Annotated in this window: 54 protein-coding genes; 17 read left to right on the forward strand and 37 right to left on the reverse strand. The window is 30.7% G+C overall.

All coding sequences use genetic code 11. From position 1 onward, the window contains the following. The first annotated feature begins 9 nt into the window (after positions 1-9). Complete coding sequence (locus V7S50_RS11985; RefSeq protein ID WP_336376324.1) at positions 10-456, forward strand: HAD domain-containing protein; 447 nt, start codon at positions 10-12, stop codon at positions 454-456. A gap of 246 nt (positions 457-702) precedes the next feature. On the opposite strand, the gene V7S50_RS11990 is transcribed toward V7S50_RS11985, so the two are convergent. From V7S50_RS11990 to V7S50_RS12045, 12 genes are all read right to left on the reverse strand, one after another. Beyond that, positions 703-897: a hypothetical protein gene (locus V7S50_RS11990; protein ID WP_336376323.1), complete on the reverse strand. Its 195-nt coding sequence runs from the start codon at positions 895-897 to the stop codon at positions 703-705. A 107-nt stretch (positions 898-1,004) separates the two neighbouring features. Beyond that, positions 1,005-1,127 carry a hypothetical protein gene (locus tag V7S50_RS11995; protein WP_336376322.1) on the reverse strand — a complete coding sequence of 41 codons (123 nt, stop codon included), beginning with the start codon at positions 1,125-1,127 and terminating at the stop codon, positions 1,005-1,007. A 14-nt stretch (positions 1,128-1,141) separates the two neighbouring features. Further along, the gene (locus tag V7S50_RS12000; RefSeq protein WP_000953874.1) at positions 1,142-1,459 is read right to left on the reverse strand and encodes a hypothetical protein; all 318 of its coding nucleotides are present in this window, start codon (positions 1,457-1,459) and stop codon (positions 1,142-1,144) included. A gap of 277 nt (positions 1,460-1,736) precedes the next feature. Next, positions 1,737-2,252 (reverse strand): hypothetical protein, encoded by a 516-nt coding sequence (locus tag V7S50_RS12005; protein WP_336376321.1) that lies wholly within the window; start codon positions 2,250-2,252, stop codon positions 1,737-1,739. A gap of 56 nt (positions 2,253-2,308) precedes the next feature. Further along, a complete protein-coding gene (locus V7S50_RS12010) occupies positions 2,309-2,557 on the reverse strand; it encodes a hypothetical protein (RefSeq protein ID WP_333728539.1) in 249 nt (82 codons plus the stop codon). A 111-nt stretch (positions 2,558-2,668) separates the two neighbouring features. Then, on the reverse strand, positions 2,669-2,887 hold the full coding sequence (locus tag V7S50_RS12015) for a hypothetical protein (protein ID WP_061662333.1): 219 nt from the start codon (positions 2,885-2,887) through the stop codon (positions 2,669-2,671). 86 nt (positions 2,888-2,973) lie between these two features. Beyond that, positions 2,974-3,168: a hypothetical protein gene (locus tag V7S50_RS12020; protein WP_336376319.1), complete on the reverse strand. Its 195-nt coding sequence runs from the start codon at positions 3,166-3,168 to the stop codon at positions 2,974-2,976. 130 nt (positions 3,169-3,298) lie between these two features. Beyond that, positions 3,299-3,829 (reverse strand): hypothetical protein, encoded by a 531-nt coding sequence (locus V7S50_RS12025; RefSeq protein ID WP_336376318.1) that lies wholly within the window; start codon positions 3,827-3,829, stop codon positions 3,299-3,301. Between the two features lie 10 nt (positions 3,830-3,839). Next, the gene (locus V7S50_RS12030) at positions 3,840-4,133 is read right to left on the reverse strand and encodes a hypothetical protein (RefSeq protein ID WP_333728542.1); all 294 of its coding nucleotides are present in this window, start codon (positions 4,131-4,133) and stop codon (positions 3,840-3,842) included. Positions 4,134-4,181: 48 nt separating this feature from the next. Beyond that, on the reverse strand, positions 4,182-4,448 hold the full coding sequence (locus V7S50_RS12035; protein WP_257208653.1) for a hypothetical protein: 267 nt from the start codon (positions 4,446-4,448) through the stop codon (positions 4,182-4,184). A gap of 50 nt (positions 4,449-4,498) precedes the next feature. Next, positions 4,499-4,786 carry a hypothetical protein gene (locus V7S50_RS12040; RefSeq protein WP_336376317.1) on the reverse strand — a complete coding sequence of 96 codons (288 nt, stop codon included), beginning with the start codon at positions 4,784-4,786 and terminating at the stop codon, positions 4,499-4,501. A gap of 64 nt (positions 4,787-4,850) precedes the next feature. Further along, positions 4,851-5,222 (reverse strand): hypothetical protein, encoded by a 372-nt coding sequence (locus V7S50_RS12045; protein ID WP_336584278.1) that lies wholly within the window; start codon positions 5,220-5,222, stop codon positions 4,851-4,853. Between the two features lie 119 nt (positions 5,223-5,341). Between V7S50_RS12045 and V7S50_RS12050 the strand changes: the two genes are divergently transcribed. The 5 genes from V7S50_RS12050 (at position 5,342) to V7S50_RS12070 (ending at position 7,867) form a co-directional block, all read left to right on the forward strand. After that, on the forward strand, positions 5,342-5,992 hold the full coding sequence (locus V7S50_RS12050; protein ID WP_336376315.1) for a thymidine kinase: 651 nt from the start codon (positions 5,342-5,344) through the stop codon (positions 5,990-5,992). Continuing rightward, positions 5,989-6,831: a YitT family protein gene (locus V7S50_RS12055; RefSeq protein WP_336376314.1), complete on the forward strand. Its 843-nt coding sequence runs from the start codon at positions 5,989-5,991 to the stop codon at positions 6,829-6,831. The genes V7S50_RS12050 and V7S50_RS12055 overlap by 4 nt, the downstream gene beginning before the upstream one ends. A 144-nt stretch (positions 6,832-6,975) precedes the next feature. After that, a complete protein-coding gene (locus tag V7S50_RS12060; RefSeq protein WP_086877862.1) occupies positions 6,976-7,260 on the forward strand; it encodes an HrgC protein in 285 nt (94 codons plus the stop codon). A gap of 59 nt (positions 7,261-7,319) precedes the next feature. Beyond that, positions 7,320-7,487 carry a hypothetical protein gene (locus tag V7S50_RS12065; protein WP_336376313.1) on the forward strand — a complete coding sequence of 56 codons (168 nt, stop codon included), beginning with the start codon at positions 7,320-7,322 and terminating at the stop codon, positions 7,485-7,487. 80 nt (positions 7,488-7,567) lie between these two features. Continuing rightward, positions 7,568-7,867, forward strand: a complete 300-nt coding sequence (locus tag V7S50_RS12070; RefSeq protein WP_240522558.1) for a hypothetical protein — start codon at positions 7,568-7,570, stop codon at positions 7,865-7,867. A 128-nt stretch (positions 7,868-7,995) separates the two neighbouring features. Here V7S50_RS12070 and V7S50_RS12075 read toward each other — a convergent pair whose 3' ends face one another. From V7S50_RS12075 to V7S50_RS12130, 12 genes are all read right to left on the reverse strand, one after another. Further along, positions 7,996-8,295: a hypothetical protein gene (locus V7S50_RS12075; RefSeq protein WP_336376312.1), complete on the reverse strand. Its 300-nt coding sequence runs from the start codon at positions 8,293-8,295 to the stop codon at positions 7,996-7,998. Between the two features lie 59 nt (positions 8,296-8,354). Beyond that, complete coding sequence (locus V7S50_RS12080) at positions 8,355-8,747, reverse strand: hypothetical protein (RefSeq protein WP_336376311.1); 393 nt, start codon at positions 8,745-8,747, stop codon at positions 8,355-8,357. A 182-nt stretch (positions 8,748-8,929) separates the two neighbouring features. Next, on the reverse strand, positions 8,930-9,244 hold the full coding sequence (locus tag V7S50_RS12085) for a hypothetical protein (protein ID WP_336376310.1): 315 nt from the start codon (positions 9,242-9,244) through the stop codon (positions 8,930-8,932). Positions 9,245-9,287: 43 nt separating this feature from the next. Then, positions 9,288-9,752 carry a GNAT family N-acetyltransferase gene (locus V7S50_RS12090; protein WP_336376309.1) on the reverse strand — a complete coding sequence of 155 codons (465 nt, stop codon included), beginning with the start codon at positions 9,750-9,752 and terminating at the stop codon, positions 9,288-9,290. 92 nt (positions 9,753-9,844) lie between these two features. After that, on the reverse strand, positions 9,845-10,138 hold the full coding sequence (locus tag V7S50_RS12095) for a hypothetical protein (protein WP_336584281.1): 294 nt from the start codon (positions 10,136-10,138) through the stop codon (positions 9,845-9,847). Positions 10,139-10,175: 37 nt separating this feature from the next. After that, positions 10,176-10,805 carry a hypothetical protein gene (locus tag V7S50_RS12100; protein WP_336376307.1) on the reverse strand — a complete coding sequence of 210 codons (630 nt, stop codon included), beginning with the start codon at positions 10,803-10,805 and terminating at the stop codon, positions 10,176-10,178. A gap of 53 nt (positions 10,806-10,858) precedes the next feature. Then, positions 10,859-11,221 carry a spore protein H gene (locus V7S50_RS12105; RefSeq protein ID WP_336376306.1) on the reverse strand — a complete coding sequence of 121 codons (363 nt, stop codon included), beginning with the start codon at positions 11,219-11,221 and terminating at the stop codon, positions 10,859-10,861. Positions 11,222-11,295: 74 nt separating this feature from the next. Continuing rightward, a complete protein-coding gene (locus V7S50_RS12110; RefSeq protein ID WP_336376305.1) occupies positions 11,296-12,063 on the reverse strand; it encodes a helix-turn-helix transcriptional regulator in 768 nt (255 codons plus the stop codon). Between the two features lie 45 nt (positions 12,064-12,108). Beyond that, the gene (locus V7S50_RS12115; protein WP_336376304.1) at positions 12,109-12,441 is read right to left on the reverse strand and encodes a hypothetical protein; all 333 of its coding nucleotides are present in this window, start codon (positions 12,439-12,441) and stop codon (positions 12,109-12,111) included. Positions 12,442-12,547: 106 nt separating this feature from the next. Further along, positions 12,548-12,817 (reverse strand): hypothetical protein, encoded by a 270-nt coding sequence (locus V7S50_RS12120; protein ID WP_336376303.1) that lies wholly within the window; start codon positions 12,815-12,817, stop codon positions 12,548-12,550. Further along, complete coding sequence (locus tag V7S50_RS12125) at positions 12,802-13,842, reverse strand: hypothetical protein (protein WP_336376302.1); 1,041 nt, start codon at positions 13,840-13,842, stop codon at positions 12,802-12,804. The genes V7S50_RS12120 and V7S50_RS12125 overlap by 16 nt, the downstream gene beginning before the upstream one ends. Next, positions 13,836-14,357 carry a hypothetical protein gene (locus V7S50_RS12130; protein ID WP_336376301.1) on the reverse strand — a complete coding sequence of 174 codons (522 nt, stop codon included), beginning with the start codon at positions 14,355-14,357 and terminating at the stop codon, positions 13,836-13,838. The genes V7S50_RS12125 and V7S50_RS12130 overlap by 7 nt, the downstream gene beginning before the upstream one ends. Positions 14,358-14,505: 148 nt before the next feature. Between V7S50_RS12130 and V7S50_RS12135 the strand changes: the two genes are divergently transcribed. From V7S50_RS12135 to V7S50_RS12145, 3 genes are read left to right on the forward strand one after another with little or no spacing between them, the layout of a single operon-like run. Then, positions 14,506-14,928 (forward strand): hypothetical protein, encoded by a 423-nt coding sequence (locus tag V7S50_RS12135; protein ID WP_336376300.1) that lies wholly within the window; start codon positions 14,506-14,508, stop codon positions 14,926-14,928. Further along, complete coding sequence (locus tag V7S50_RS12140; RefSeq protein ID WP_242298803.1) at positions 14,918-15,307, forward strand: hypothetical protein; 390 nt, start codon at positions 14,918-14,920, stop codon at positions 15,305-15,307. The genes V7S50_RS12135 and V7S50_RS12140 overlap by 11 nt, the downstream gene beginning before the upstream one ends. A 27-nt stretch (positions 15,308-15,334) precedes the next feature. Then, positions 15,335-15,751 carry a hypothetical protein gene (locus V7S50_RS12145; protein ID WP_242298804.1) on the forward strand — a complete coding sequence of 139 codons (417 nt, stop codon included), beginning with the start codon at positions 15,335-15,337 and terminating at the stop codon, positions 15,749-15,751. A 33-nt stretch (positions 15,752-15,784) separates the two neighbouring features. Here the strand turns inward: V7S50_RS12145 and V7S50_RS12150 are convergent, their stop codons facing one another. The 8 genes from V7S50_RS12150 to V7S50_RS12185 are packed head-to-tail and all read right to left on the reverse strand — an operon-like array spanning position 15,785 to position 18,698. Then, entirely contained in the window at positions 15,785-16,057 is a 273-nt protein-coding gene (locus V7S50_RS12150) for a hypothetical protein (RefSeq protein WP_242306449.1), read from the reverse strand. A 4-nt stretch (positions 16,058-16,061) separates the two neighbouring features. Continuing rightward, a complete protein-coding gene (locus tag V7S50_RS12155) occupies positions 16,062-16,313 on the reverse strand; it encodes a hypothetical protein (RefSeq protein ID WP_336376299.1) in 252 nt (83 codons plus the stop codon). A 24-nt stretch (positions 16,314-16,337) separates the two neighbouring features. Continuing rightward, positions 16,338-16,664, reverse strand: coding sequence for a hypothetical protein (locus tag V7S50_RS12160; protein WP_242298807.1), 327 nt, complete (start codon positions 16,662-16,664; stop codon positions 16,338-16,340). A 60-nt stretch (positions 16,665-16,724) separates the two neighbouring features. Further along, positions 16,725-17,171 carry a hypothetical protein gene (locus V7S50_RS12165; protein ID WP_242306451.1) on the reverse strand — a complete coding sequence of 149 codons (447 nt, stop codon included), beginning with the start codon at positions 17,169-17,171 and terminating at the stop codon, positions 16,725-16,727. Between the two features lie 41 nt (positions 17,172-17,212). Next, positions 17,213-17,542 (reverse strand): hypothetical protein, encoded by a 330-nt coding sequence (locus V7S50_RS12170; RefSeq protein WP_277517513.1) that lies wholly within the window; start codon positions 17,540-17,542, stop codon positions 17,213-17,215. Between the two features lies 1 nt (position 17,543). Further along, positions 17,544-17,948 (reverse strand): hypothetical protein, encoded by a 405-nt coding sequence (locus V7S50_RS12175; RefSeq protein ID WP_336376298.1) that lies wholly within the window; start codon positions 17,946-17,948, stop codon positions 17,544-17,546. Further along, positions 17,948-18,388 carry a hypothetical protein gene (locus V7S50_RS12180; RefSeq protein ID WP_336376297.1) on the reverse strand — a complete coding sequence of 147 codons (441 nt, stop codon included), beginning with the start codon at positions 18,386-18,388 and terminating at the stop codon, positions 17,948-17,950. The genes V7S50_RS12175 and V7S50_RS12180 overlap by 1 nt, the downstream gene beginning before the upstream one ends. 16 nt (positions 18,389-18,404) lie before the next feature. Next, positions 18,405-18,698, reverse strand: coding sequence for a hypothetical protein (locus V7S50_RS12185; protein WP_336376904.1), 294 nt, complete (start codon positions 18,696-18,698; stop codon positions 18,405-18,407). A 166-nt stretch (positions 18,699-18,864) separates the two neighbouring features. On the opposite strand from V7S50_RS12185, the gene V7S50_RS12190 reads away from it, so the two are divergent. The 5 genes from V7S50_RS12190 (at position 18,865) to V7S50_RS12210 (ending at position 20,792) form a co-directional block, all read left to right on the forward strand. Further along, positions 18,865-19,266: a hypothetical protein gene (locus V7S50_RS12190; protein ID WP_336376295.1), complete on the forward strand. Its 402-nt coding sequence runs from the start codon at positions 18,865-18,867 to the stop codon at positions 19,264-19,266. Positions 19,267-19,360: 94 nt separating this feature from the next. Beyond that, a complete protein-coding gene (locus V7S50_RS12195) occupies positions 19,361-19,552 on the forward strand; it encodes a hypothetical protein (RefSeq protein ID WP_336376294.1) in 192 nt (63 codons plus the stop codon). Positions 19,553-19,696: 144 nt separating this feature from the next. Next, positions 19,697-19,903: a hypothetical protein gene (locus tag V7S50_RS12200; RefSeq protein ID WP_242306454.1), complete on the forward strand. Its 207-nt coding sequence runs from the start codon at positions 19,697-19,699 to the stop codon at positions 19,901-19,903. A gap of 34 nt (positions 19,904-19,937) precedes the next feature. Continuing rightward, the gene (locus tag V7S50_RS12205; protein ID WP_098368580.1) at positions 19,938-20,369 is read left to right on the forward strand and encodes a hypothetical protein; all 432 of its coding nucleotides are present in this window, start codon (positions 19,938-19,940) and stop codon (positions 20,367-20,369) included. Between the two features lie 135 nt (positions 20,370-20,504). Continuing rightward, positions 20,505-20,792: a hypothetical protein gene (locus tag V7S50_RS12210; RefSeq protein ID WP_277517505.1), complete on the forward strand. Its 288-nt coding sequence runs from the start codon at positions 20,505-20,507 to the stop codon at positions 20,790-20,792. Positions 20,793-20,824: 32 nt separating this feature from the next. Here the strand turns inward: V7S50_RS12210 and V7S50_RS12215 are convergent, their stop codons facing one another. The 5 genes from V7S50_RS12215 to V7S50_RS12235 form a co-directional block, all read right to left on the reverse strand. Beyond that, the gene (locus tag V7S50_RS12215) at positions 20,825-22,102 is read right to left on the reverse strand and encodes a conjugal transfer protein TraG (RefSeq protein ID WP_336376293.1); all 1,278 of its coding nucleotides are present in this window, start codon (positions 22,100-22,102) and stop codon (positions 20,825-20,827) included. A gap of 199 nt (positions 22,103-22,301) precedes the next feature. Beyond that, positions 22,302-22,691 (reverse strand): hypothetical protein, encoded by a 390-nt coding sequence (locus V7S50_RS12220; RefSeq protein ID WP_336376292.1) that lies wholly within the window; start codon positions 22,689-22,691, stop codon positions 22,302-22,304. 78 nt (positions 22,692-22,769) lie between these two features. Then, positions 22,770-23,012 (reverse strand): hypothetical protein, encoded by a 243-nt coding sequence (locus V7S50_RS12225; RefSeq protein ID WP_336376291.1) that lies wholly within the window; start codon positions 23,010-23,012, stop codon positions 22,770-22,772. Between the two features lie 62 nt (positions 23,013-23,074). Next, the gene (locus V7S50_RS12230) at positions 23,075-23,677 is read right to left on the reverse strand and encodes a hypothetical protein (RefSeq protein ID WP_336376290.1); all 603 of its coding nucleotides are present in this window, start codon (positions 23,675-23,677) and stop codon (positions 23,075-23,077) included. Positions 23,678-23,680: 3 nt separating this feature from the next. Then, positions 23,681-24,016 (reverse strand): hypothetical protein, encoded by a 336-nt coding sequence (locus V7S50_RS12235; RefSeq protein WP_336376289.1) that lies wholly within the window; start codon positions 24,014-24,016, stop codon positions 23,681-23,683. 312 nt (positions 24,017-24,328) lie between these two features. Here V7S50_RS12235 and V7S50_RS12240 point away from each other — a divergent pair, with 312 nt between their 5' ends. The 3 genes from V7S50_RS12240 to V7S50_RS12250 all read left to right on the forward strand — a co-directional run bounded on the left by V7S50_RS12240 (position 24,329) and on the right by V7S50_RS12250 (position 26,455). Next, on the forward strand, positions 24,329-25,129 hold the full coding sequence (locus tag V7S50_RS12240) for a DUF262 domain-containing protein (RefSeq protein WP_336376288.1): 801 nt from the start codon (positions 24,329-24,331) through the stop codon (positions 25,127-25,129). Positions 25,130-25,678: 549 nt separating this feature from the next. Then, the gene (locus V7S50_RS12245; protein ID WP_098297351.1) at positions 25,679-26,074 is read left to right on the forward strand and encodes a hypothetical protein; all 396 of its coding nucleotides are present in this window, start codon (positions 25,679-25,681) and stop codon (positions 26,072-26,074) included. Positions 26,075-26,230: 156 nt separating this feature from the next. Beyond that, positions 26,231-26,455 (forward strand): hypothetical protein, encoded by a 225-nt coding sequence (locus V7S50_RS12250; protein ID WP_260857530.1) that lies wholly within the window; start codon positions 26,231-26,233, stop codon positions 26,453-26,455. Positions 26,456-26,472 lie beyond the last annotated feature (17 nt).

Raw genomic sequence — 26,472 nt, forward strand, 5'->3', positions numbered from 1 at the left:
GTGATATACATGAATCTTATTTTCTTAGATATTGATGGTGTTATGAATCATTCAAATTATTTTGTGAGAAGCAAACAGCATATGCTACAGGCATTTTGTCCAAAAGCATTAGCAAATCTAAAAGAAATACTTGAAAAGTGCAATGCGAAAATCGTAGTATCTTCTACTTGGAGAAAACTCGGCTCGGTAAAAACACTCAAGAAGGCTATTTTCTCTCATTACGGTTTACAAAAATATATTATAGGCAGAACACCTGAATTAAGAGGCGAACCAAGAGGAGCTGAAATACAAGCATTTATGAATGGGTTTAAGAGACCTATTGATAGATTTATTATTATAGATGATGGCGATGACATGCTACACTTATCAGATAGACTTATTCTGACAAGCCCTTATGAAGATGGATTAGATGAAATAAAACGAGAAGAAGCGATTCAACTATTGAATGAATTTTAGGTAACAAAGTATATCAATTATGTTATAATATTTATACAAGGTGAAGTGCTCCAACATCTCGCCTTATGTAACTGTTACCGCAAGGTGGATGGTTGCTAAAAAAGTTTATTTTTTCTTAGAATCGCCCTTCGAACGCTTGCCGGCATTGTGGGCGTTTTTTTATCTTAAGAAATGGTAATGATTTGATTTTTACTCAATGAAATAATAAAAAGCAAGGATTAAATTACTCCTTGCTTTTTCTGAATTTTAATATTGTATTCCAAAAGGAATTTCTATATTGTTTTCCTGGCAGTATTCCACAATTTCCATATATCGCTTCGCTTCAATTTCAGTAAGTTTTCTTTCATCATTAGATTCAATTTTTGTTAATTCGTATAATTCATCTAATAGTTTTTCACTATATACATTCTCTTTTGAAGTTGAAATTTGATTTTTACTCATTTTAGTTCCTCACCTTTTTAAATAATTTTTAATAAATATCTATTTATATAAATCTATTTAAAATAGACTTACAAAGAAATATAATTCTTGTTTACTAAAATAATTGTTTATAATTTTGTAATCCAATAAACGTCCCATTTTTCTGCTTTTGCATAATCATCACATTCTTTTTCCGTATCGTAATTTGTATAATACTTAATTCCATTTATATATGTATAGACTTGAAACATGTTAGTACCTCCATTTAAGACAAATATTTTTCCTTTGTTATTCTCAAAATTCCATTTTCAAATCGTTTATAAATATAATACTGTTCATTTTCTGTTAATAAATCGTGTAGAAACTTCCCTGGTTCACATTCAGATGGTTTAAAAAACTCATCAGTTTTATGCATTACTCCTACATTTCTTTCATAATACCGAAAAACCCATTTGTGAGAACCAAAAAAATCCGTCTCATCTACCTTATCTGGCTTCCCAAACCAAAAACTATCCGCAGAATCTAAATGCTCCTTATAGTTACTTCCTCGCATTACAGATTGATATTCTTGTACACTCAACATTTTTAAACAGCCCCTTCTTTTTTAGTGAATTTTTTAAAATACCTGTTTATAGTTATCTTTATATTATAGAAAATAGGTGCATTCATTATAAATATAAAAAATAAAAAAGAACGTACCTTATAGGCAACGTTCTCGCATTAACGCATCTTCTATTTTTAAATCAAACACTAAAATATCCCTTACTGAAGAAGGTGGATACATGTTCACTCGACATTGCTTTAAAGGAAAAGAAAAAACGCTACCTTATAGGCAACGTTATTTAATCTGTTTATCTATATTAGAAATATAGAAATTGTTCTCTTAATGCATCTGTAATGTTCAAGTCAAAACTACCGACACATCCTAAAATATTCTTAACATCAGCAGGTGTATACATAGACAATGTACAACCCATTAAAGGGAAGGTTAAAACATCTTTACCTACTTCCGTTAAACTTTCAAATACATTTTCTTGTAAATAATGTGATAGACCACATCCATGACTATATTCCACTAAACCATCTACATAGTCATATGGAATAAGCATAGAATATTCTCCAGTTTCTCTAATCTTTTTGGCTTCTTCATTAAATTTATCAATAGCATAAGATAATTCACGAGTTACATCTCTCACTTCTTTCGTTTCCATAGAAAGATAAAAGAATCGAGTTTTAATTGCTCCAACTACTTTCATTGAATTAATACACCCTACTAAATATCCTGGTTCGATGATTGAACCATTCAATGTCTGATTATTGTTTCCTTCAGTATTTAAACCGAATTTAATTGATTTATTTTCATTTACTTGTGTCATTACAATTCCACCTTTTAATTAATTTTATAAAACACCTATTTATACCAAACTATAATTTAACGCACATAAACCGTTTTACCAGTTTCTAAAATAAGATATTCTGCTTCATCTACTAATGTCTTTTTCTCAAACAACATTTTAAGACACTGTTGTAGTTTTAAATCTTCGTGTAACCAATAGAAAAACGCTTCATATGAAGGGAAAATCTGAATATCTTCCTTTTTAATATCCTCTTTCAAACTTTCTACAGTCCTTTTAAATTCATTTGCTACAATTTGTAATTCCTTTTCAGTAAGTTCTAACATATTAACTCCACCTTTTTAATTAATTTTATAAAATACCTGTTTATATTTATCTCTATATAATAGATATCATTTGCTCCACATATTCTATGAAACATAAAAAAAGAACCGCATTTAAGCAGTTCTTCTTTTCTTCCAATCTCTAAACGGTGTTACAACATCAGTAATCGTTTCATTTGAGATATGTTCATTTTGAGATTTAATAATTAATGAACCATCTACATGAATTTCAACTTTATCATACAAACCGATTTTATCCATCAAATGCGGTTTCTTATGAATTTCCTTCATTACATCTTGTTTCCATTTGTTAATCATACTTTTAAAGCTCATTTCAAAATACCTACCTTTTATATTTTTTATTTTAGACATATTTATATCTGCAAAGAGTTATTAAACATATATATATAGCTCATTTCTCAATATGGTTTATCCGAGACTCTGATAATTACGTCGTCCCCTTCTTCATCCTGGACAATTTCTTTTATGGGGAAAAAATCCTCTCCATTCGAAATGAAAATCAAACCATTATTACTCAAAACATCTAATGCATTTAATAAATCTTTTTTTGTACAATGTTTTTCTTTCTCTAAAAATAAAGTTTTCTCACTCACTTTAAACTCCACCTTTTTAATCAATTTTAGAAAATACCTGTTTATAGTTATCTATACATTATAGATATTTAAGATTATTTCATTCTGCATCCAAGAAAAAAGAATCGTCAGAAACGATTCTCGAAATGAATTAATTTCCATCAACTTCAACTTTGAAATAAGGTTTATTTCCCTTTAACGCTTGCAAGTCTTCTTCTAACACTTGAACAATTTGTAATAACATTTCTTTTGTTGTGTCTTTACACATATCACTTTCCGTAAACTCCTTAAAATATCTAACAATTACTTGGATATCCTCAGGCTCAATGAAACAATCTCCACTATTCAATACACCAAAAAAGATTGAAACTTTATCATCATATAGGAGAGCATTATTTTTACAAGTAAAAATCTTTAAATTGCGTGAGGAATACTCGTCTTCATCCTTCATATAGCTTTCTTTTTGGAATTCGTCAAACATACCAAGAGCCATCTCACCATCCCCGTCTTCACGCTCATCAGCCAGTTCTGAAAGGTGTTCTAACACATCAGCCATAGTGCTTAATTCATCACCAGTTTCAAACATTATTATTTTTGGTACTCGTGCCATAATCATAACTGTATTTCTTTTTGCTTCTAACATTACTTCATTTTCTTTATTCGTAAAATCATAGACTAACATTTTCTCACTCCTAAATTTTTAGTTTCGCAGTAAAAGGTTGGTTGTCAAAATCTTTCATATCCCCTCTGCTACGCTTTCCACATTTTTCACAAGTAAATGGATAGAGTGGACCTAAAAAACCGAAACCACCCGTTCCATGGCAAATCCATTCATGACCATCTTTTCTACAGGTAAATCTTCTTGGGAATTTTACAATCATCAGGATTGTAGTAGAAACAAATTCCCACACATATCCAAGAATAAATGCAACTAATAAATAGAGCAGAATCCCAAGACCTTTTATTATATTTAAAATTAATTTCACTTTTTAACACCTTTTCTTAAATTATATAATCCTTATATACAAAACAAATTATTTATCGTATACAATAAAGAAATCTTCTGTTTTAGCGTTGTCATAGTCAATAAATGTATCGGTAACAAAATCTAAAAACTTATCGTCTACTGCTCCAAATCGTTTAATCGCTACTTCTACATATAATCCATCAACATTCAATTGTTCGGATTCAACACCATCTTTTTTCATTCGTTCATAAAATTCTTGTTCCTCGTATCTTTTCTTAAAGTACATGGCCGCATACTCGTCACCCTTGACATGTAAGCAAATTAAACCTGACATATTAACTCCTACTTTCATTTTAATCTTTTTGAAATACTATTGTTTTCGTTTCACATTTCCTCTTCTTTGACGATATAAAGATTCTTATCATCAGCAGAGTTATGAATAAAATTAAATTTTAGAAATTCAAGGAATTCCTCATCTACATTGATAAACTCCTTAATTTCCACTTCCACACAAACCTCTGTTTCATCACAATCATCTTCTATAACTAAATTTTTAGAGGTAACTCCTTCTTTTTTCATTTTATTAAAGAAATCTTCAGGATTGTATTTTTCCTTGAATTTTTGATAAGCAAAATAATCTCCATCTATATACAAACAAATTATTTTCTTCAAACCTACCCATCCCTCTCTCATTGATTACAACATGAATTAATATTGATTTTCACATGTATAACAACTACTCTCTCGTAGCAGTTTTATTTCCTAATCCCATCTCTTTTATTAAACCTGATACTTCTGTACCTCTAACTTCAGTAACATTAATTTTCTGCTCCACATCTATGCCTTTTACCTCGTAAATGTTTACATCCTTTACATGTTCATAATCCATCAGTTCCTTCTTTACCAGTTCAATAAATAAAGGACTAATATAAGGGAATTCATGAATAGAAACCACAATGGTAGTTCCCTCTTCGTGCAGATATTCCTTTTTGGTAATTCCGATATCGACCATTTGCTCATAAAATTCTTGAGGGTTATAGTCCTCTTCAAAACGACAAGAAGCATATTCTCCTCCATTTACTAATAACAAGACTGTTTTACTCATCATTTATCATCTCCACATAAGATTAACTATGGAATAATTGTACTTTTTACATTGACTATTGTCAATAAAATTGTTAGGATTTACTATGTGCTTAATACGTTTGAATAAAAGGAGAGGGAATCATGATTTCACCACAAGAAGGGAATATATCGTTAATTGTAGGTCCCATGTTTGCAGGAAAAACACAGTTTTTAGGAAGAGAAGTAACACGACATCAGTATGCAAAAAAACGTATTATTGGCTTTAAACCAATGATTGATAACCGATTTAGTGAAAATACAATTACTGATAGAGATAGAATGTTTGAATTACCATGTCATAACCTCCCAAGGCAACTTACAGAAAAAGAGACGAGAGAGATTTGTAATCTATCTTCTTCTTATGAGATTGTTATTTTTGATGAGGTACAGTTTTTTTCTGAAGAGATTGTCACCATTGCTTTAACACTTCGACTACAAGGGAAAATTGTCTATATGAGTGGATTAGACATGTCTTATGAAGGGAAACCATTTGGTTTTACACCTCAACTTATGGCAGTTGCTAACGTTGTTCATAAACTATCTGCTGTATGTCTTTCGTGTGGAAGTTATGATGCTATTCATACACAAAGACTTGTGAACAATGAACCTGCTCCTCCTGGAGATGAAGTTTTGATTGGAGATACAACCGATTATGAGGCAAGATGTTCTGCATGTTTTGTATATCCTGCATGGGTAGGAAATGAAAAGCTCGCAGGAGTATTACCGAAAAAAAGAGAAGAGTGGATTCAATGAAAAGATATATAGAATACGTATTACTAACCATTGGTGCAATGATTTCAGCCGTTGCTATTGATTTGATTTTATCCCCCAATAATTTAGTAGATGGTGGAGTAACCGCCTTATCTATTATAGGGAATGAATTATTTGGATTACCTGTTTATGTCTTGTTTATTAGTTTGAACCTCCCTATTCTATTATTCACATCCAGAACAATGGGGAAAAAATTTGCGATTCGAACATTATATGCAAATTTAGTTGCAACAGGCTCTATGATGTTCTTAAAACAATTCCCGCCTATTACATCTTCTGAATTATTAATTGTATTATATGGCGGTTTATTATTTGGTCTTGGTGTTGGTATTGTCGTACGTCTTGGAGGAGCGATTGATGGTCTGGAAATGTTAGCTGTATGGGTTAATAAAAATTATGGTATTGCAGTAAGTACCATTTTATTAAGTGCTAATGCTATCATTTTAATTGCAGTAGCAATTGTATTTTCTTTAGAGCAAGCCATGTTCTCATTAGCAATCTTCTATATTGTAACGAAAATGATTGACCTTATTTTAGATGGATTCAATCAAGGAAAATCTGTAATGATTATATCTGATAAAGCAGAAGCAATTGGACAGGAATTAATGAAAGAATTGAATCTTTCTATCACCTACCTACATGGCGAAGGTGGTTACAAAGGAGATGCAAAGAAAGTTATCTACTGCATTACAAGCAGAGTAACCTATTCAAAATTAAAAGATACAGTATTAGAAATTGACCCTTCTGCAATTTTAGAGGCTTCACATACGGCAGAAACAACAGGTGTACGAGTAAGGGAAACGAAATCAGAAGAAAAATAAAAGATGAAGCAAAGATAGTAGAGTATATAAACCTACTATCTTTTTTTATTACAAATATGTAAGCATTCTTTTTTGATTATTTCGAACTGATTCTCACTATAATAGATTAGCTTTATAAAATACATATTGAAATGAGGGATACCTATGATTATTGAAATGATAAACGCTAAAAACAATTTAAGAGAAGAAGTAAAAGTAGGATTTAGTTGGACAACATTTTTCTTTGGAGCACTTGTCCCATTGCTACGTGGTGATTGGAAATGGTTCTTAATCCTTATCGTTGCAGGACTTTGCACATATGGATTTGCAGGAATTATTTTTGCCTTCTTTTATAATAAGATTTACATCCGTGAATTAATTAAAAAAGGTTATGCACCTACTTCCGAATTAGGAAAAGAAACTTTAAAGAGTCACGGAATTATTATGTAGTTTATATTGACTATAGTAAATATAAAGTAGTATACTAATCTCAGAAAGAGGTGTTCAAATTGACAGAAACCGCAGAGGAAATGAAGAGTATTCTAACAGATGATAATTTATTCTATGTTTTACAACGAGCTATTAGAAAATCAGAATCTATCGGATTAAGTCAAGATGAAACCGAACGATTCATGCAAGTGTTTTCTAAAATTAAAAAAATAAGAGAAGAAAAATAGAATTCAACATTTGCAGGTAGATATGGTAACCATTCTACCTTTTTTGATAGACAATATAATACTTTGAAAGGAGATTTTACATGATGAGACATCTCACTTCGTCCCTTTTATATTACATATGCTATATTCCTATCCTATTATTGATGGGAGTTGATTACCTATTACGGTTCCTGTTCTTTGTTACGATAGGTTGGTGGAAAAGTTACTTCTTTTGCTCTCTCCGAGGTCATGACTGGTATTTTATCGGTGGTGGTTGGATTTCTTTCGAATTTGGAAATAAAAATTCTTTTGAATGTAAATGTTGCAAGAAGCAAGTTGAAGATATTCCAGATAATGATAAATATTTAGATATGATTGTAGAAGAAAATAAACAAATATAACGAGGTGCTTCGATATGCACAATGCAATTAACACAAGATTTAGCTAATAAAAAAACAAAAAACCACAAAGAACAAAAATTCTTTTGTGGTTTTTATTTTATTTTTATTTCGAGCTCACTATATTTGTATTAATTTAAATGTTCATGCTCAAATATATCACTAAATTTATGTATAAACTCCTTATTACTTATATAATAAGTAATACAATCTTTTAAGTTTTTACAGTTTGCATATTGTTCTTTATGATTACCCTTTAGTATATAAAATACCTCTCTTTCATTATTTCCTATTGTTATAACTAAAGCCGTTGTATCTACTCCATAATCTCTTTTTGAAGGATTATAACTGATATAATACTTTTCTTCTTTACTACTTTTTGTAATTGTGTTGTTTATACTAATTGGCATCCCATTAAAAAACTTTATCATATAAATGCACTCCTTTTTCTTTCTTCGTGTTACGTGTCTACTATTCATCAATTTTCACTTTATAATTCCTTATCAAATCCATAATAATCATCATAAATCTTCAACAACTGTTGTTCAGTCATTGATTTGTAATATTCGTATAAACTTTTAAATCCAGTATTTTTCAGGAACTCTTCAAGTTTTTCTTCTTCCCCCTCGTACACTGTCAGGTCATGCTTTATATTCAGCTTTATTAGCGTTTCTTTCAGTGTATTATTGCTTATTTCTTCTTTTACTACTTGAAGATATTGAGTACAAAAAGACCCGCTGAATCCTTCTAAAAAGACTAAATTTTGCTCAAATGGTATTTCCGCTTGCACAAATTCATCACTTTTACAAGTCCATATTTTCCCGTTATATGCCTTCGCCTCATCACATGTATGCATTACTACTTTGTCACCTTTTTTAAGCATCTTTCATTCTCCTTTTTAATGAATTTAATAAAATACCTATCTATATTTATCTCTTTATAATAGATATTTCAAAATCTCTTTATTCTCATATATAATTAAATTACAAATTAAAACCTCTAATACTATTAGAAAAAGAATAAAAAGCAAAGAACTATTCTCTGCTTTTTACGTACTTTATCTAACTATTTTTTATGTCCCATATTTCTTTTTGCATGTTCTATCAGCCATTGTAGCTCATCAGCATAGATTCTTGTATGAGTTTGGATTGTTCTTCCATCATAGTTTTCATGTGCAAAGTCCAAGAAGTCACGAATTCCTTTCAATCTCTCTTCCATTACCTCCAGTTTTTCATCCTCTAAAAGCTCATCAAACTTTAATTCTCTACCCCATAATTCTTTATCCTCTTCTCTAAGTTTTATGAATTCCCGCTTCATTTCATCGCTATCAGAAAATCTTTCAAGAATTACACCGTTTTTAACAATTCCGTATTTTTTCATTATAAACTGTCCCTTTCTTTTCTAAGTTATCTTCATAACTCTGTTAATTATTAATAGCCTCTCGAATCATTTCCGCATTATTCTTATACCATTCAGATTCTACAAATCCATGTTTTTTATAGAACTTCTTCAATACTCTTTTCCCTACACCGAATTTAGGGTCAATATTTAAAGACAGTTTAAATCCATGTGTATCTGCAATGCGAGTTAACTCTTCCATCATTTGAGTTCCTAACCCTTGTCCTCTCTTCTCAGTAGGAACACCAATAAAAGCAATAAATACATGTTCATCATTAATCTCATGTATTTCAAACTTAGCTCCCGTTTGCGATTGTATTAAAAACTTCCCCATATACAAGTAATTATGATTGAACCTTAACTCGTTAATAAGGCGATTATCAGATTGACTCTCAGTAAAAATTCCTTTCATCACTTGCTCAATTTGTTTTTCTCTCTGTTTTTCTAATCGTGCCAAATCTTCTTCTGAAATACTTGTAAAATCAATCATTCTCTATTCCCCTTTATATAAGAAGAGCAAATGATATATCCGCTCTTTCATTGTTTTTGTACACATAATCAGATATTTAATCTCAATCTTAATTAATCCTCTGTACTTTTTTCTCCTTCAATGATAAATGGTGCATACTGAGAAATATATACCTTTTTACCAATACGATATTTTAATTCTCCATCCATAATTTCATAGTCATCAATTTTAAGTTCTTTTACTACTTCAGCATTATTATTCAAAAATTGCAACTTTACATCCTTTTCTGGCAACCCCACACAGCCACTTAATAAAAATACTGTTCCTAATGCAATCAATGTTTTTTCATTATTATTCCCATCTTTCTTTGTTCGTATAGTTCTACTAATCTCTCTAAAAAACTGCACTCTCTTCATATATAGAAGAGAAATGCAGTTAGATAGATTATTTTACAGCTTGGAAATCATCCATTAGATATTTCCCAATTTTGATACTTTCATCTTTTGTAGCAAATAAATGAAAGCTTCTTTCTGAGAAATTAAATTCCCCTGCAAAACCAATTGCACATCCATTTGTAACTAACTGTCCTTGTTTAATGTCATTTTCCATTCGATATATATTCATTTGAATCGCAAGTAAAACAGAATCTTGCCAACTATTGTTTTTTCCTCTGTATACTTCTCTTGCTCGCATATATTCTTCATCTTTCTTTAATGTCTTAGAAGGCTTTTCACTTACTAAGGCTGTAATAATTGAAGATACACTCCAATAATCTTCTTTTTTCTTTCGTGCCCAGGCTACAACAACTTCCTGTTCTTCTAAGATTGTCGGTATAACATTTATAACTTCCACTGCTTCTGCTTCACTAACATCTTTCACAAAGCATGTAGAATCTCCGTTAATAATTTCCCATTTTACTTCATCTTTTTCTATCTCACTAAAGATAGTTTCTAAATCATCCTGCTCTGCATCAGATTGAGCCATTTCTTCAATCGTCATCCCTTTGTCATAACACTCCGGGTTTGGTACGTATTCTGTTACCATTGTTCGAATTAATCTAATTTTTTTAGTCATCTCTATCTTCCTTTTCGATTTTATTTATATAAACGGAAATAACGCTATATTTATTATTTCTTTTTATATTTTTTAATGAGTTTATTAACCTTTTCAGCTACAGTTACATCAGAGTAGAATTGCATTTCGTTATAATTTCGAGGATTCGGATTGTCCTCTTCATTCGATTGACAACCTTCACGATTGAACTGATGTTGCATATTCTCTTCAGGACACCACTTTAAACCGCCCCATGATACCCAAGCATTATCAGAAACACTGACTTGTTCTACAGATGTAAGCTCATTGTGTTGTCTCAATATCTGTAAGTATTCCTCAAACTGCATTTCCCATGGTTTATAGGAATTACCAAACATCATGACATTTTCTTTTGCAAATTGAACCCTTACGATTTTATCTTTTTGTTTTCTGGCCATCTTAATTTCCTCTTTTCCTTTTTTATTAACAGATAAAAAAGAGTGCAATCATCACACTCTTTTCATTTGTTTATCTACTTAGTTAATGCAGATTTCTGAAATTTATTTTCAAGATTAATCCAAAACTCTTTCTTTATAGCAAGAGCAATTTCAAGTTTCTCTGCAACTTCCTCTGTAATGCGAGTTTCTGCACTTAAGATTTTCAATAAATTTTTAACAGGAATTCCAGTTACAGTTTCTAAATCCATTAGAGAAATATTTCTATCCATCATTACCTCCGCTAACGATTCCACAGGTTGAACACAACCTATAAATCTTTTAGCTTCTTCTAAATGCCACTGAATAACGTGCTCATATTTCTCACCAACATAGCCTATTACATACGTACTAAATTCCGTTGCATCAGCTCTTAAATATCCCATCTCCTTTGCCTTGTTAATAATCATGTCCCTAACTAATAAAGGAATACGACTGCCCCAATTTAAAGCGTATAATCCACTATATCCATGAATTCCATTTGATGGTTCTCCTGTCTTAATCCACTCTTTAAAATCACTAACAAGACCCCACATTGTTCCACCAGAAGAAAATCCTCGATGTTTACTTGCAGGATGGAAAGATACTCTTTCTTCCGTATAATTATCAATGTAATAAATATTTCTTCCTTCTAAAACAAACGATGCATAGTGATTTTGTGTTCCTTTACTTGATTCAGTCGAAAAGAACATTGCACTACTTTTTTCTGTGCAAGCCATATCAACATCTGCAATAAACTTAATTAATTCATTTACCATTTTTACTCTTTCTACTCTTTCTAATCTTTGTTCGTTTACCTTTACCATAACAAACACCCTTTCAAATTAATTTATCCTATTGATTTATTTTATTTACTGTTTAATTAATGGAGTAAAGTTATCCTTTGAACATATGCCCAAACTTATCGCCTTTCCTTTTGAAGCAAATAATTCAAATGTCTCGTTCTCATTATTAATATTTTCTGCAAATCCAACAATTGAGCCATTTGTTACAATTTGACCTTCAGTAAAACTAAGAGTACGTACAGCCTTTTCAAATTTGCTATAGTATGTATATAACGGATGGTCTTCCGCTACCATTTCAAACCCTTTCTTTTTCATTTCCTTGGAATGTAAATCTCTTTCCTCTGGAGAGTCATAGGTATATTCCCTCACATAAAAAATATCTTCATAGATACGTTCCATTTAAAACATCCTCTCAAATTAATTAGTATTAATACCTTGTTTTTCATATCTATTTATTATAGATATACGTGGCATTAAAAATTACGCAAAAAATATAGCGGAATAACTATTCATAATTTGAATACATATCTATAAAGCTACACATAATGTTTCGACTCTTAATAACTGAGCTATTCTCTGGTCCGCAAAGTACTATCCCTGTTTTTTCATGTATTGCTTTCAAACATAGTAATGAACTACTGACACGAACACCTTTTGTTTCCCATTTATCATAGGTATAAAAGAGAAAGCCTTTGTACGTAAAATCCATTGCATGTAATGCCTTTGCTTCGGAATCTATAACTAATACCTTTTCCTCATCTATGCCATACAGCAACTTAGGTCAACCCCTAACAACATTCGTAATACTTCTTCTACTTGCAATAAATCAACTAAACTTGCTTTACTATCATGAGTCTCAATTGTTCCATCCAAATAAAACTCATAAATAATTCCGTCCTTTTCAATAAACAAAACTTCATCTTTAATCGAACAGTTGAATCCATTTCTTTCAAATACTTGCTTGAAATCTATAAAGTCAAATTTATCTAATTTCCAAATCAAAAACTCTTTTTTCGAAAAATCCCCTTGATACACAATGACCCTACTTTTTGTTTCTGCTAAACATTTACTTCCGTAGCAAATCTCTTTATCTTTCTTTTTGAAAATTTGATATACCTTAGAAGGCTCCCATTCTCTATAACGAGTATGTATCTGAAGCTCCTTCAAATTATCAGCAATTACTAAAAGTTCTGCTCTTGCCCTATGAATCGTTTCTTCACTTTTAGCTTTCTCATATGCATCTTGATATTTTGATAAGTTCATTTCTAAAGAAGACTCTCGTTTCTCCAGTTCTTGTTTTTTCTCCACGAGAGATTTTAGTTCATTTGCAGTTGTTTTAAGTAGTCGTTTTGGAAATCCTTCTAATTTCTTTTGATGTTTATCCATTTCTTTTAGCTGATATTTGAAATAAGCTCCTTCTGTTTTTGTTTGAAGTATATTTGCGGGTAATACTGTATATTGACTACAAAACGAATTATATATATGTAGTTCTGAACTTCCCAAATGCAGAAAGCCAATAACTTCATCCTCTACATACAAATAGATGACCACTTCAAAACTACCATGCATACCAAAGCGAAAAATACTATTTGAAGGAATTATATGTTTGTTTAAATAATCCTCAATATTTTTGGTAATAACCATTTTGTTCGAATGACTTAATACACTCCACAATTTTTCATTCTTTATAAATTCCAAACAATTTTCTATGCTTTTATCTTTTAATAGAAGAGTTGCTTCATTTATCAATGTTCTTGAGCTTTCTACAAGTTCATCAAGTTCTTGTTTTTTACCTAACATGTTGTATCACCTCCATTATTCCCTTGTTTCTTATTCTTTTTATTCCAATGAAATAATTTATATATCCCACTTGCGAGTACAGAGAAGACATTGTAAGTGACTTGATATGGTGTATGAGCATCTAAAAACATAGGATATTCTCCTGCTTTATCAGGGTAATTTTTCTTTACGAATTTTATGTATCCATCCATTCTTAAGTAATGTAATACAAATGTTGTCGTCAATAACTCTTCAAAAAAACCACTTAGCTCAATGTACAAACCCCTATCAACAATCTGAAATCCTGAACGCCTAAATCTATATGGTCTTTGATACATTTCACGTTTCTCTAACTTCTGTATCTTTGACTTAGGAATAAGAATGACAATATACTCAGATTTTCGAATCACATTCCCTTCCCAATCCATCGCTCCATCATGTCTTTCTCTTATAACCTTTGATACATAGCACTTGTTTTTCCCTTTAATGACAAATTTGTTTTTTCCAAATATAGAGCCCATTTCTGCCGATATCATCATTCACTCACCTCAATCAAAATAGTTACCGAACTCTATTTATCTATAGTTAATATTATTTCATTCATTTACTATAGTCAATTATTTTATTTTGTGTATAATAATGATTATGACTTACTATTTTGAAGTAATGGAAAGGGGAATGAAAATGGTTTTACAAACAAACGCTGAAGAAACAGATTGGTTACATAAACAAAACAACATCCTTCTCGATATAGAAAGTAACCCCTCTTCTTATTCTGATGCACAAATAAAGAATTTTTTTGATATATTTTACAATACGGTTTGCTCTTGGCAATTAAAATATCCAACGCAACATTTAATGATGTTTTGGGCGATTGGTGCAGATTATGATGGGTATATTGCAGGAAATAACCATTCTTTCATTGGTTTGTATCGAGAATTAATGGATATGGTTAAAGATGGTGATATGACAAAACCAATTAGAGCAGTTTCGAATAACCAATTAATTGAAATCCATGAAGATGGAACCAAAGTTGTAGTTGACTCAAACTACGAGGAAAAAGAAAGAAAAAACAAAAATGAAAGGATGATGCAGAATGAAGCGTAAAGATTCGATTAATAGATTAAAAGAAATTAAAAGTGAATTAGAAAAGAAACTATCCCAACTTGATAAGGATTCTTCCTCATATCAAATGCTTAAAAATAAAATTGGACATTTTTCAGAGGCAATTGATTTGCTAAATGTGTACTTCGATTCAAACGGTGTGTCAACCGCTACGATGATTCAAACAATACAAGTTGGGCAAATTGCACAGTGTATGAATAGCCCACGCACAAATGAATTAGACTTATGTCCTGCATATAACAATGCTTATTGTGTGAAGAAATATAAGGATGGTTCTATTCGATGGTTATTTGGCAAAAAAAGAACATTAAGAATGACACCTTTTGTTGTAGATGATGCTTTGTGGGTTTTACAAAAATAACAAATTATCTAATAGGAGGACAGGCATATGAACTTACAGATAGAGGATGCTATATTATTTGACGCTATTTTTAGGGAACTAACAAATCATCCCTTTGTTCAAAAAAAAGTCATCTTAGAAATTTCTCAACCAATTATTTGGGAGTTGAATTATAAAAATGAAACGTATTTGGTTTATCTTTTACAAGACACTTCAAAACAAAGTAATTTTGGAGTAATAACCATTCGAGAATTATTATTCAGCGAAGTAAATGAGACTACTGTTTCTAAGTTAATGAACTCTGAGATACCCATATCTGATGCTTTCTTTACCTCGAATAATATATGGAGGATTGGGAAAATTGATAGTAAACTATATCCGAGAAAACCATTAAAAAGCTATAAGGAAATAAAAGATAGATTCCCAAGGCAGGGAATATCTTTAAAAGATGTACAGAGCATATAAAAAAGATGACTATTTATAAGTCATCTTTTTTTGTTATATTCCTTTTCTTTGTGCTTCATAAAATCTTTCATAAAAATTATCTGGTGTTACAGGAATGAAGAATCTTTCATAATATATAGGAGACATCATATCCAAAGAAAAAGAGTCTAAATTCCCTAACTCATTTCGAACATACATATATTTTTTCGTTACTTTTTCAATTGCATATTGCTTGTCATATTCAAACAAGAGGATTTTCCCATTCTCTCTCATTCTCATTATTGTACGAACGTGCGTTATTTCAACGCCCCTAAAATCTTTCATCATACAGCTAAATCTCCTCTTTCTTTAACTGCTTATTTTTCATCTTCTTAAGTTCTAAATCGCTGAAATACCCTCCACAATCAGGACACCAAGACGTAGGTGGATTAGATGCATATCCATGCTCTAAACGTGGATGATTACATTTGCCCTCCCGCTCTTTTCGGATTCTCCCTAACTCTCCATTTTTAAACTCTTTGCCACAATCCAAACATTGAGGGTATCCTTTTGCAAGTGAAATTGCGTTATGATAACATTCCATGATTTCTATCCCTCCCTTTATTGTCTATTGTTGTTTTTCTATTAATTTCATTAAACCCTCTTTCCGTAAGAAAACCTCCATGTAATCAATCGTATGTAGTAACTTATTAAGCAACTCTACATCTTTTGGTAAATCCATAATCATCCAATCTTCATATAAGGTGCTGTTTGCGACCCTACACTTCTCTATGCAGTCCTCATAATACTTTTCAACGTCTTTCTTATTACCTAATTGATGACGAGTAAAGAAGTTTCTATCAAACAGAATGGCAGGTTCTTTCATTTCAAACAGAACCTCTCCCCTTTCATCAAACAAATATATACTTCCGTATTTCTCAGCATATTCATACATAATTATCAAACCCCTTTCATTTTTTATTCAGTAATATGTATTAATAAATATACAAATTCATTAAACGGGTTCACTTTTGAACATTTTTTCTGCACATTGTTTTGGAACTACATACCAACCCGTTTTTAAGTTTTCGAGAGAATCTGTGTTTATCTTTTTCCATTCATCTACATGAGTATCTTTTTCTTTATGCCAGTATTCATAAATCCCTCTTTCACTATTAAATCGGCAATACTTGTTTATTCCCGCCTGAATGCAACAGCAAATATATCCTGCTTCTAATTTTTCTATAGCATCAAAAATGTCCATGTATTCAACATCATAATCTTCTTCAACTGCGATAAACAATTTGACGGAGTTCCCTTCGATTTTCAACCAGGATTTTAATTCCTCATTGTCTTGAGATACCTTGTAAACATTCTTCAAAACATCAACAGTAGATGTTACGCTTTGTTTCGCTTCTTGTATTTTAATAGCTACAAAGTAAGGTATTTTTATATTATTCATATGAATCTCTCTCTTTCTATGTAATACATGTTAGATTTTTCTTAAGATACATTTTTTTGTTTTCTACTCTTAATACCTGAAGCAAGCACTTGAAAAGAAAGAACTTGACTTCCATCTATACAAAAATAGCGATTCTCATCACAATCTTTTCTTGCATAAGTAATGGACAATGGCAACTTTTGTTGTATTGCTTCTTTCATCGTTTTTCTTATCAATTGTAATGTATTATCTATATCATCTACAGAAAGGTAGATATCTTCTATTCGATACTTTGTACCATTCAAACATTCTATAACTATCCAAAAATCTATATCATTTTTTTCATCATTCGTATTATGTAGAATTACATCATAGGTTTTCATTTCATTCATTTTAGGAAATAACCTCAATATCGACAGCCCCAGCAATTTCAGATGTAATAGTAATACCTGACCACGCCAGAACTCCTAAACAAATAACAGCTATTATGTCTACATGTTCTTTTTCATGTATAACGTTGTTCCCTTTATCGAATATTTTAAAATTATAGGCCGTTTGTTTTTCATTCACTCCAATTGAGAATTTCACATGTTGTTTCTTCAATTCATCTAAAATCATGAAAGCTTGCCCTTCTTTCCTCAAAGGATTAAACTTGCGAACTTCCATGATTTCTCGTCCCTCTTTATCTACATATACACGAATAGGATTCCAATTCTCCTCACTAAACGGTCTTTCTATCTCTTTCCATCCCATGCATCTTTCTGCTATCACATCTGCTATAAAACTTAAGATATTCATTACTTCCCGCCCTCTTTCTCTTTTTCAATGAACCAATTTCCATATACAATATCTTCTAACATTAATTTAAAATCAGATTCATGAATTAGAGTGTGATTTAATTCTCCACTACATATGACTTCTATTTCGACAAAATATCTCGACTTTTTACGAAAACGCATCTTTTTAAAAGTCACACTATTATTTTCATATTTTTTATTCGTAACCACTATCCACTCTTGCATTCCTTTTTTTCTTAAAACAGATACAAGATTTTGAAACGGACAAAACTCAATCTGTTCTGAATCCATTTCATCTACACACTTCTTACAAAAATGTCCTGATACTTTAAACCCCATATCTATTACCTGCACATGCATTTCTGCTACCTCATTACAAAATAAACAGTTCTGTATATCTCTTGTGAATTGCGGTGAAACAATCATTTGTTTTTTACACATAATGCACATCTCCCTCTTAGTTAATTTTGTTGAATTTGTATAATAAATCTGGATACTTTTCTTTTAAATACATACGTTTTTCATAATCGTCAATCATAGGCGAAATTATCTTATAACAATGAACAAACCCAATAACGAAACCAATACTTAAAATTGATATAAGCATTGTCATCATTACCCAATCCGTTGTGTTTGTATATATTTGTATGAGGAGTATCGTTATAACGGCTCCAAATATGATTGACAATCCGATGCCCTTGTCTTTCATATAGGACTTAAAAATGAATTTCAACCTACTTTTATCACTCATTCTAACCAATCAAAACACCTCTTATTTCATTGACTATAGTATATAAATAATGATAAACTAAATCTATAAAAATTAAAAGTTCAAATTCGATTAACGGTCAAAAATATTGTAATCATGGCTCTCTATTTTGAGTGTGTAATACGTTTATTCAGGAGTGAAAAATAGAATGCAAACAAAAATTAGATTTTTTGATGGATGCGGTAAATTCCATGACGAAAAAATTACATCTAAAAATATGCGTGAGTTAGAAACGTCTATCCTTTCTATTCAACAGGAATTATTGGTTAAATGGGCATACTCTGACAATCAAAAAAAGGTTGTAAGGTGGCGTAAAGTGAATGACCCTTCCCAAGCAGAAATTAGTTTGAAAGTTGAGATTGATTTACAACAAGAGAATCAATTTATTTCGTTTTTAAATGAGCAAGGATGGTTCTTTAACAAAATTCAATACACCAAGTCTTTATATTTATGGCGAGTAGATATTGATAATCAAAAAGATAAAGAAATGATTCAATCCCTACCCTATGTAATTCGAATATCTGATTTGGCAAAGATAATATTAGATTAATAAAACGAATAGAAATATAGCGTAAAACGATTACGAAATGCGTATAAGAAATAGAAACTATTTTTACTAATAAAAAAGAAAGAGGTGATTCGATATGGTCACAGAAAGAACAGTAGCAGTATACAAACAAGATGGTAACAACTATACTCGTCAATATTCATTTCCTACTGAAAATCGTCCATTTGTAATTGGAGAAGTCATTCGTGGAGCAGATGGAGGGAATTATGTAATTTTTGAAATTGATGTTGAAGTGGCCGTTGTTCCTGAAATAAAACCTTCTGATTAGAGAGCTCTCATGCTCTCTATCTTTGTATTCAGTGTAGCTTTTATATATCAATTAATATTAATATAAAGTACTAAACAGTCTATAATAAAAAGAGTTTACATATCTGGTATTTTTAAAAAATATAATTACAAGGAGTGTTTTATTATGAAAAATTCTTACTCATTATGTTGGATTAACACACCAAAATGGGGAGATGAGGGAACTTACAAAAAATCTATGCCATTTGATTCTATTGATGAAATCATTGAAAATATGAAAAATTGTTACTATAGAGGCGAATGGGTTGAAGATAAAAATGGGAATAAAGTAGATATTGATTTATCGAAGTACACTTTAAAAGAAGAAGCATAGGATAAGAGATTTATACAATGAAGGAGCGAATAAAATGAAAAAAGAATTGAATGTACCAGTAATTTTACCAGAACATGAGAAAGTTGTTGTGTGGGTACTGCATAAAATAAACAGAGATAAATTTCCAGAAGGTGAGCTTGCCGTAAAATACTACATGGACTGCGAAACACCATCTAAACGTAAAATGCATGATACAGAGTATGTAACTATGTGGGATACATATAATTCTTATACAAGAGAACAAAAAGATAGTATTAATCGTGCAATAATAACAGGGATGTATAGGCTGACAACTGATATAAAAGAAGAGGAAATTGTTACAGATGGTAACCGTGTGGGATTTGCCTTCGAATTCAATTACAATTGGAAAAAGAGATGCTTCAAATTGGCGACTTCCAAAAGTGCTGATTTAGAGTGGTGTAGCGATTGTAGTATTGATAAATTTCAGAAAGTTATTCAAAGCTAAAGAGTTAATAAAACATTGGGAACCTTCCTTTTATAGAAAGGTTCTTTTTATTACGCTTTTTTGTTGTAGAACTCAAATTCATACACACATGCTATAATAATAGAAATAAATTATTTATCTATAGGAGTGCTACTTATGAATGAAATTAAAAAAGGAAATGGATATTTATCATTAAATGATTCATCTGAGAAAGGATTATCTATTCATGACCTAACTGACGGCAGTTTCTGCCTATTCAAAAATTCAAGACCTATGATTCTAAATAAACAAGACATTAATGATTTAATTCTGTTGTTAAATGAAGTAAAAGAGAATAACTACAAAATAGAAAGAAATAAATCCATTGAAAGCGATGAACTACATACTGAACATTGGGAGAACATGATAGCTTCTATTAAAAATTATAAGAAGAATAATAAATAAATTATCATCTAAAACATACAAAAGGAATTGCTCTATAAATGAGCAATTCCTTTTTCTAATTTCTCAAATTCCCTTTTGTATCGTTTCCAACGTTTATCAATAAAAACATGGTCTTCCTTTGATAAAAGGCTTCCTTTACAAAATCTTTTTTCTACAAACCCTGGAACTTCATCATTGAAATGATAAAAGAAGAATTCACCATGCTCTAACAAATATAGTTTAGGAATTTCATTACCCATTACAAAATATTCTTTGAATACATTTATATCCTGAGGATTTAGACCTGGCATCAAAATGAAATTTTTAAAATTAGCAATTAAGTAATTCTCATAATCAGAAACATTCATTTTTAGTAATGACAGACTTTGGATATCGGCAATAATTGAAACATCCATTGCATAATTAATTGAAAAGAAATCCTCAAAGCCATTCATCCAAGCATTTAAATCTTTAACGTACAAATTATTGTTATTCTTTCCATTATTTCGTTTGTTACAAATACATGCTTGTTTATATACACCAGATATTAATTGTGGGAGCATTCTCGCAATATCCTTATCTAATGAATACCCTTCCAAATTAAAGATAACAACTTCTTTGTTTTTGATGTGTTTAACAAAATCAATTTCCTCAAACTCACCTTTTTCCTTCGTATTAAAAATGTGAGAAACTTTAGCGTTTGATGTTAAGCGAGACAACATCATTCTCAATCCACTATTATGCTCAAATGATTTACTGCCTTCTTCAAAATATTTTCCAATACACAATACAGTAAGACTATCAGCATCCTCTAATGAGCAATATAAATCAAATAATTCTTTTCCTTTTCTATTTGTATTGTTAACAAAATCACTTAATTCTTGCAATGTAATATGATTATCAAAAATTTTGTTTAGAATTTTGATAGATGCTTCTAATATACGTTCATGTGTGTCTAAGAAAAATTTAGGGGTATCTCTCCCTTCCCATTTCACTATTTTTTTTATTAGATTAATAACGAATTCTTCTTCTCCCCTTAATGGGTTAAATTTCACATTTTTAAGGTAGGGACTAAAATAAATCACGTTTCTTCGATTACTTTTCGCTAATGTATAAGCAACCTTTGCTACATCCCCTTGGTTATCAAAGACTGTGACACCATGATTCTTTTGTTCTATATCTTGTTTTATCATTGGTATGTGAAACATCCCTGATATTCCAGTACCTACACTGCCTACAATCAAGGTGTTAAGTCCTCTACTCGATTCTTTTAAAAAGACTTTCTTTTTCTTCTCCTTATCAGTTCCAACAAATAAACTATTATTTTTCATGTTAATTCCCCCTTCTTAATTATTGACTTTAGTTAATAATATAAATAGAAGAGGAATGTTATAACTTTTTTCCGCTCTAACAACTCGTGTAGTCGCTCTAAGCACAAATAAAATGTCCTGGAATAAACGATTTTTGCACTGAAACCATTAATTTATAGAAAATAAAAAGAGACCTGAGTAGGTCTCTTCTAATCTGTTGTTAATCATGATAAGCACGTTTCATACGAAAACCTGCAATTTCTTTTTCATATACTGATATATTTGAAATTAAATCTAATAATTCTTGTCCAGTAAAAGAGAATTTCGAAGGACATTGGATTACCTTCCCTATTGCAATTTCATATAGTGCTAATGACCGTTCCATATCAGCGATGTCTTCGGCAACAAGAGGATATACTTCTTTATAACTTTGCAGTCTATGTTCAATCCCTTTTTTCTCCAATAACACATCATCATTGGTCTTAATTTTACTGTGAATATTACTTCTTTGATAATAATCAAAATATTTCTCTGCATGTTTGCGAATGCTTTTCTCATATTGATATTTCTCTATAATCTTACTTAACTCTACATTCTCATCTTTATTCATATAGACCTCCTGAATTGTTAAATTTTACATTATTATATCATAATCAACAGAAAGAGCATTGTTTGTTTATTAACTTCTTCAATTAAGTACGCATTCATAATCTGAAGATTTACCTATACAGTTTAAAGTACACTTCTTTCCAGAACCAACCAGTAAGTTTGTAGGAAACGGAAGAAATTGATTTATATATACACCTGTTTTATCTCGTATAATTACTTTGTTTTGTTGGCTCACAAAAATAGGTACATGCAATTTACTACTAATCGGGAAAAATCCCTCTCCAACTTCTCTTAATTTGTTTTTATTTATGCTTGTTGTCATGTTTAGCACCTCTTAATCGTTTTAGAAAATACCTCAAATAAAATTTATTTCTGAAGTTATCTTCATAACATAGTTTCATCCATTTTCTTATTTATCACATCTAATACATGTTGATTAGGAGAATATCTATTGCTGTCCATAATCCTTTTTTCCAAATCCGTATCCCCCAAATATATTGCTACACCAATTGCAATTGCAGGACTTCTACTTACCCCTGCTCCACAATGAATTACAAAGGAATCCGCCCCCTTATGTTGCCTAACGAATGAAAATAACTGATATGCTTGTAAATCTGTAAAAATAGGATATTGTTCCAACTCTCTATCTCTCCATTCTTTTTCTGTTATTCGTAAATCATAGAAACAGAGTTCTAATATCCCTTTGTATTGATTTTGATTATCCAGTGGAGGTAAATCCCCATCTTTATCTGCAATGCGAATTAGAACAGGGTATTCCCATTCTGATTGATGTTTTACCGCTTCATCTTCTGATAAAATTAGACACTTATCTTCTTCTGATTTCCTTAATTCAGGGAATATCTCTTTTACATTCACTTCTTTACCATTACAGTAAATACCAGGCGTATCCGAATTCAACTTCACTGTAAGACCTAATTGTTCAGCTAATGCAATTTCTTTTTCTTTATCAAATGCAAACTCTTTCATCTCTCACGCCCCCTTTTTGACAAACTGATAAGAATCCGATTTTTCTAAAGCATCCTCTATTTCTTCATGTTCAAATCCACATAAATCACAATCATAGGGAAATGAAATCTTTGATTTTTCACCTTCTACATACGAGTCCATTACTCGATAACATTCATAGCATAAAATATCATTCTTCTGAACCAATAATCCCTCATATACAAGCTCTTCACATACTTCAATGGCTTCTTGCGTTGATAGATTAAATCTTTTCACCAATATCGTATAGCAAAAAGATTTTACTAATCCTTTTGATAGTTTCCTAATATACTCTTTTGCTTTTGCTTGATTTTCATTCATAAAGAATACCTCTCCATTCTCTCTAATTTCAGTAATTTATTTTTTACTATTATATACAAATTTATTGACTATAGTTTTTAATGATTATATCATAAATATAAAGTGACAAACAGAACTATCGGTGATAATCACCTTAGATTTTACAGATAGATACAAGGAGATAACATGTACGGAAAATATGTAAATATTATTTTTAAAAATGAGAAATATAAAGTTTTTGTGCCTTGCAACCCAGATACACCAGAAAAAGTTTTGGAGGTATTTGCACTAAGGATACTACTTAGTTAATTAGTAAAGAAAAGAGTGATAAACATGCCAAGAAAAACTCGAAAAACAGAAGAAAGCAAACCATTAACAATTGAAGAAATAAGAGAAATAGAGCTACATAAGCTTAGAACAGGTCGGCCATTCACTCCCACTCCTACTTATCAACATAGAATTGGAGATACCGTAAATGTTAGTCATTTAAGAAATGCAAAAGTAGAAGCTGTTTACGATGATGGTCGTTTTTATGAAATTTCTTATCAGAAAAGTTTTAGAGTTGGAGGAGAACATAAATATACAGAGAGAATCGCTTGGTTTGAGTGGATGAAGGTAAGAGCTATTCCTGATGAATCTGCAACGAATTTTGTTAAAGAAGATAATGTTCGTTTGGATTTTTTTCAAGTAACTATCAATTCTCTTCTTCACAAGTTATACCATTTAGGTATTGATACATCACCTTTTTATCAAAGAGATTATGTATGGTCTCAAGAAGACAAAGAATCTTTAATTGATAGCATTTTTAATCACATTGAAATTGGTAAATTCGTTCTTGTTTTTAAAGGATACGAAGGCGATATGTATGAAGTGTTAGATGGAAAACAACGGCTATCTGCATTACAAGAGTTTTTTGAAGATAGATTCACTTACAGAGGAAAGTACTTTAGCCAATTAACACAACGGGACCAGAATCATTTTGCGAACTACTCCATTTCATTAGCCGAAAGTCAAAACGAACTAACAGAAAAACAGAAATTAGAATATTTTATTCGCCTTAATAAGACTGGTCGTATTATGGATAAAGAACATCTTGAAAAAGTTGAAGCATTATATACTGAAATCCTTGAATAGGAGCATATTATATGGAGTTGTATTTTACCTGCATTTTTGAAAGAAATGCAATCATCAAATTTCAATACGAAAAAGAAATAATTTCAGAATAAAGGCACTTTATATATAAAGGAAATATTGTTGAATGTCGCTCATTAAAAATGCTATAATTTGTATGAAAGTGTTCATAAAAACGTATTAAACTTCTGGGCTACGAAAATACAATCTACCACAAGTTCGTAAGAAAAGACTCTTTTTATAAAGGGTCTTTTCTTACGAACTAACATTTACTATAAATTATTCAATGAGTCTTTCACCTTTTTATGTGAAGGACTTTTTTATTTCTATGACCTAAATTAAATTGACAATAGTCAACGAAAAATAGTAATCTATTTATAAGGATATTAATTTATCCAGAAATAACAAAAACCGTTTTTTATTTATATTGTTTTTATGTAAATGGTTTCTTTATGTTTTATTTAAATAAATTCAATTTAAGAAAAAAATATTTAAGTATATAGGTTTATGTTTCGGAGGGGTTTTGTATTTGATGGAAAGGCGTTGGTTCTGATGTTTCGATTTTTAAAATCTATTTTAGGTAAAAAGAAAGTGAATGTCACAAATTCAGGGACAGATATACCCTCTTCCCCTATTATCTTGACTCCTAAACAATGGGCAGAGGTATTAAATATTTCGTATGAGGATGATTCTATTTTATTTAAAAAAATTAATCACCGTGAAGATTCTCGAATTACAAAAAGCGAGTTCTTATCTATTAACTCTCTTTATCATCGGTCTTATTTAGCAGAAGAAATATCCGATTTATTGAGAGATAATGAATCCATTAAAAACGTGACATATGCGGGAACAAGAGTCTATATTATTTCGAAAGACCCACTCTTAGGAACGTTTTATATGGATATTAAACGAGTACCTGAAAGTGTAGAGGATGGATATGACAAATAAGGTTTACGTATCAATTGAAGAAATAAAATCATTAGAACGTAATCTACATATAATAAATAATATTAATATCCCTATTGCACAGAGAAGACTGGCGAAAATGAGATTTGACATGATTTATGAAAAAGCTAAACGAAGAATAGAAAGTAGGTGATGTATATGGATACATTCTTTTTCATTGCAAAAACTTATCTATTAATTGGATGTCTAACTCCATTAGTAGGTATTATCCTTAATTCCATTAGTCATAGAGAAAAACCAGATTTTACATTTGGCGAAACAAAACTCGTGGATATTATACAAGTCTATTGCATTTCCATTTTTGCATGGCCTATCGCCATTGCTTGTGCCATTATTGCACAGAGTCGTGGTAGATGGCTTTAAAAAAATATGAAAGCAGG

This window comes from Bacillus sp. CCNWLW194 (assembly GCF_037120585.1).
GTDB classification, from domain to species: Bacteria; Bacillota; Bacilli; order Bacillales; family Bacillaceae_G; genus Bacillus_A; species Bacillus_A basilensis.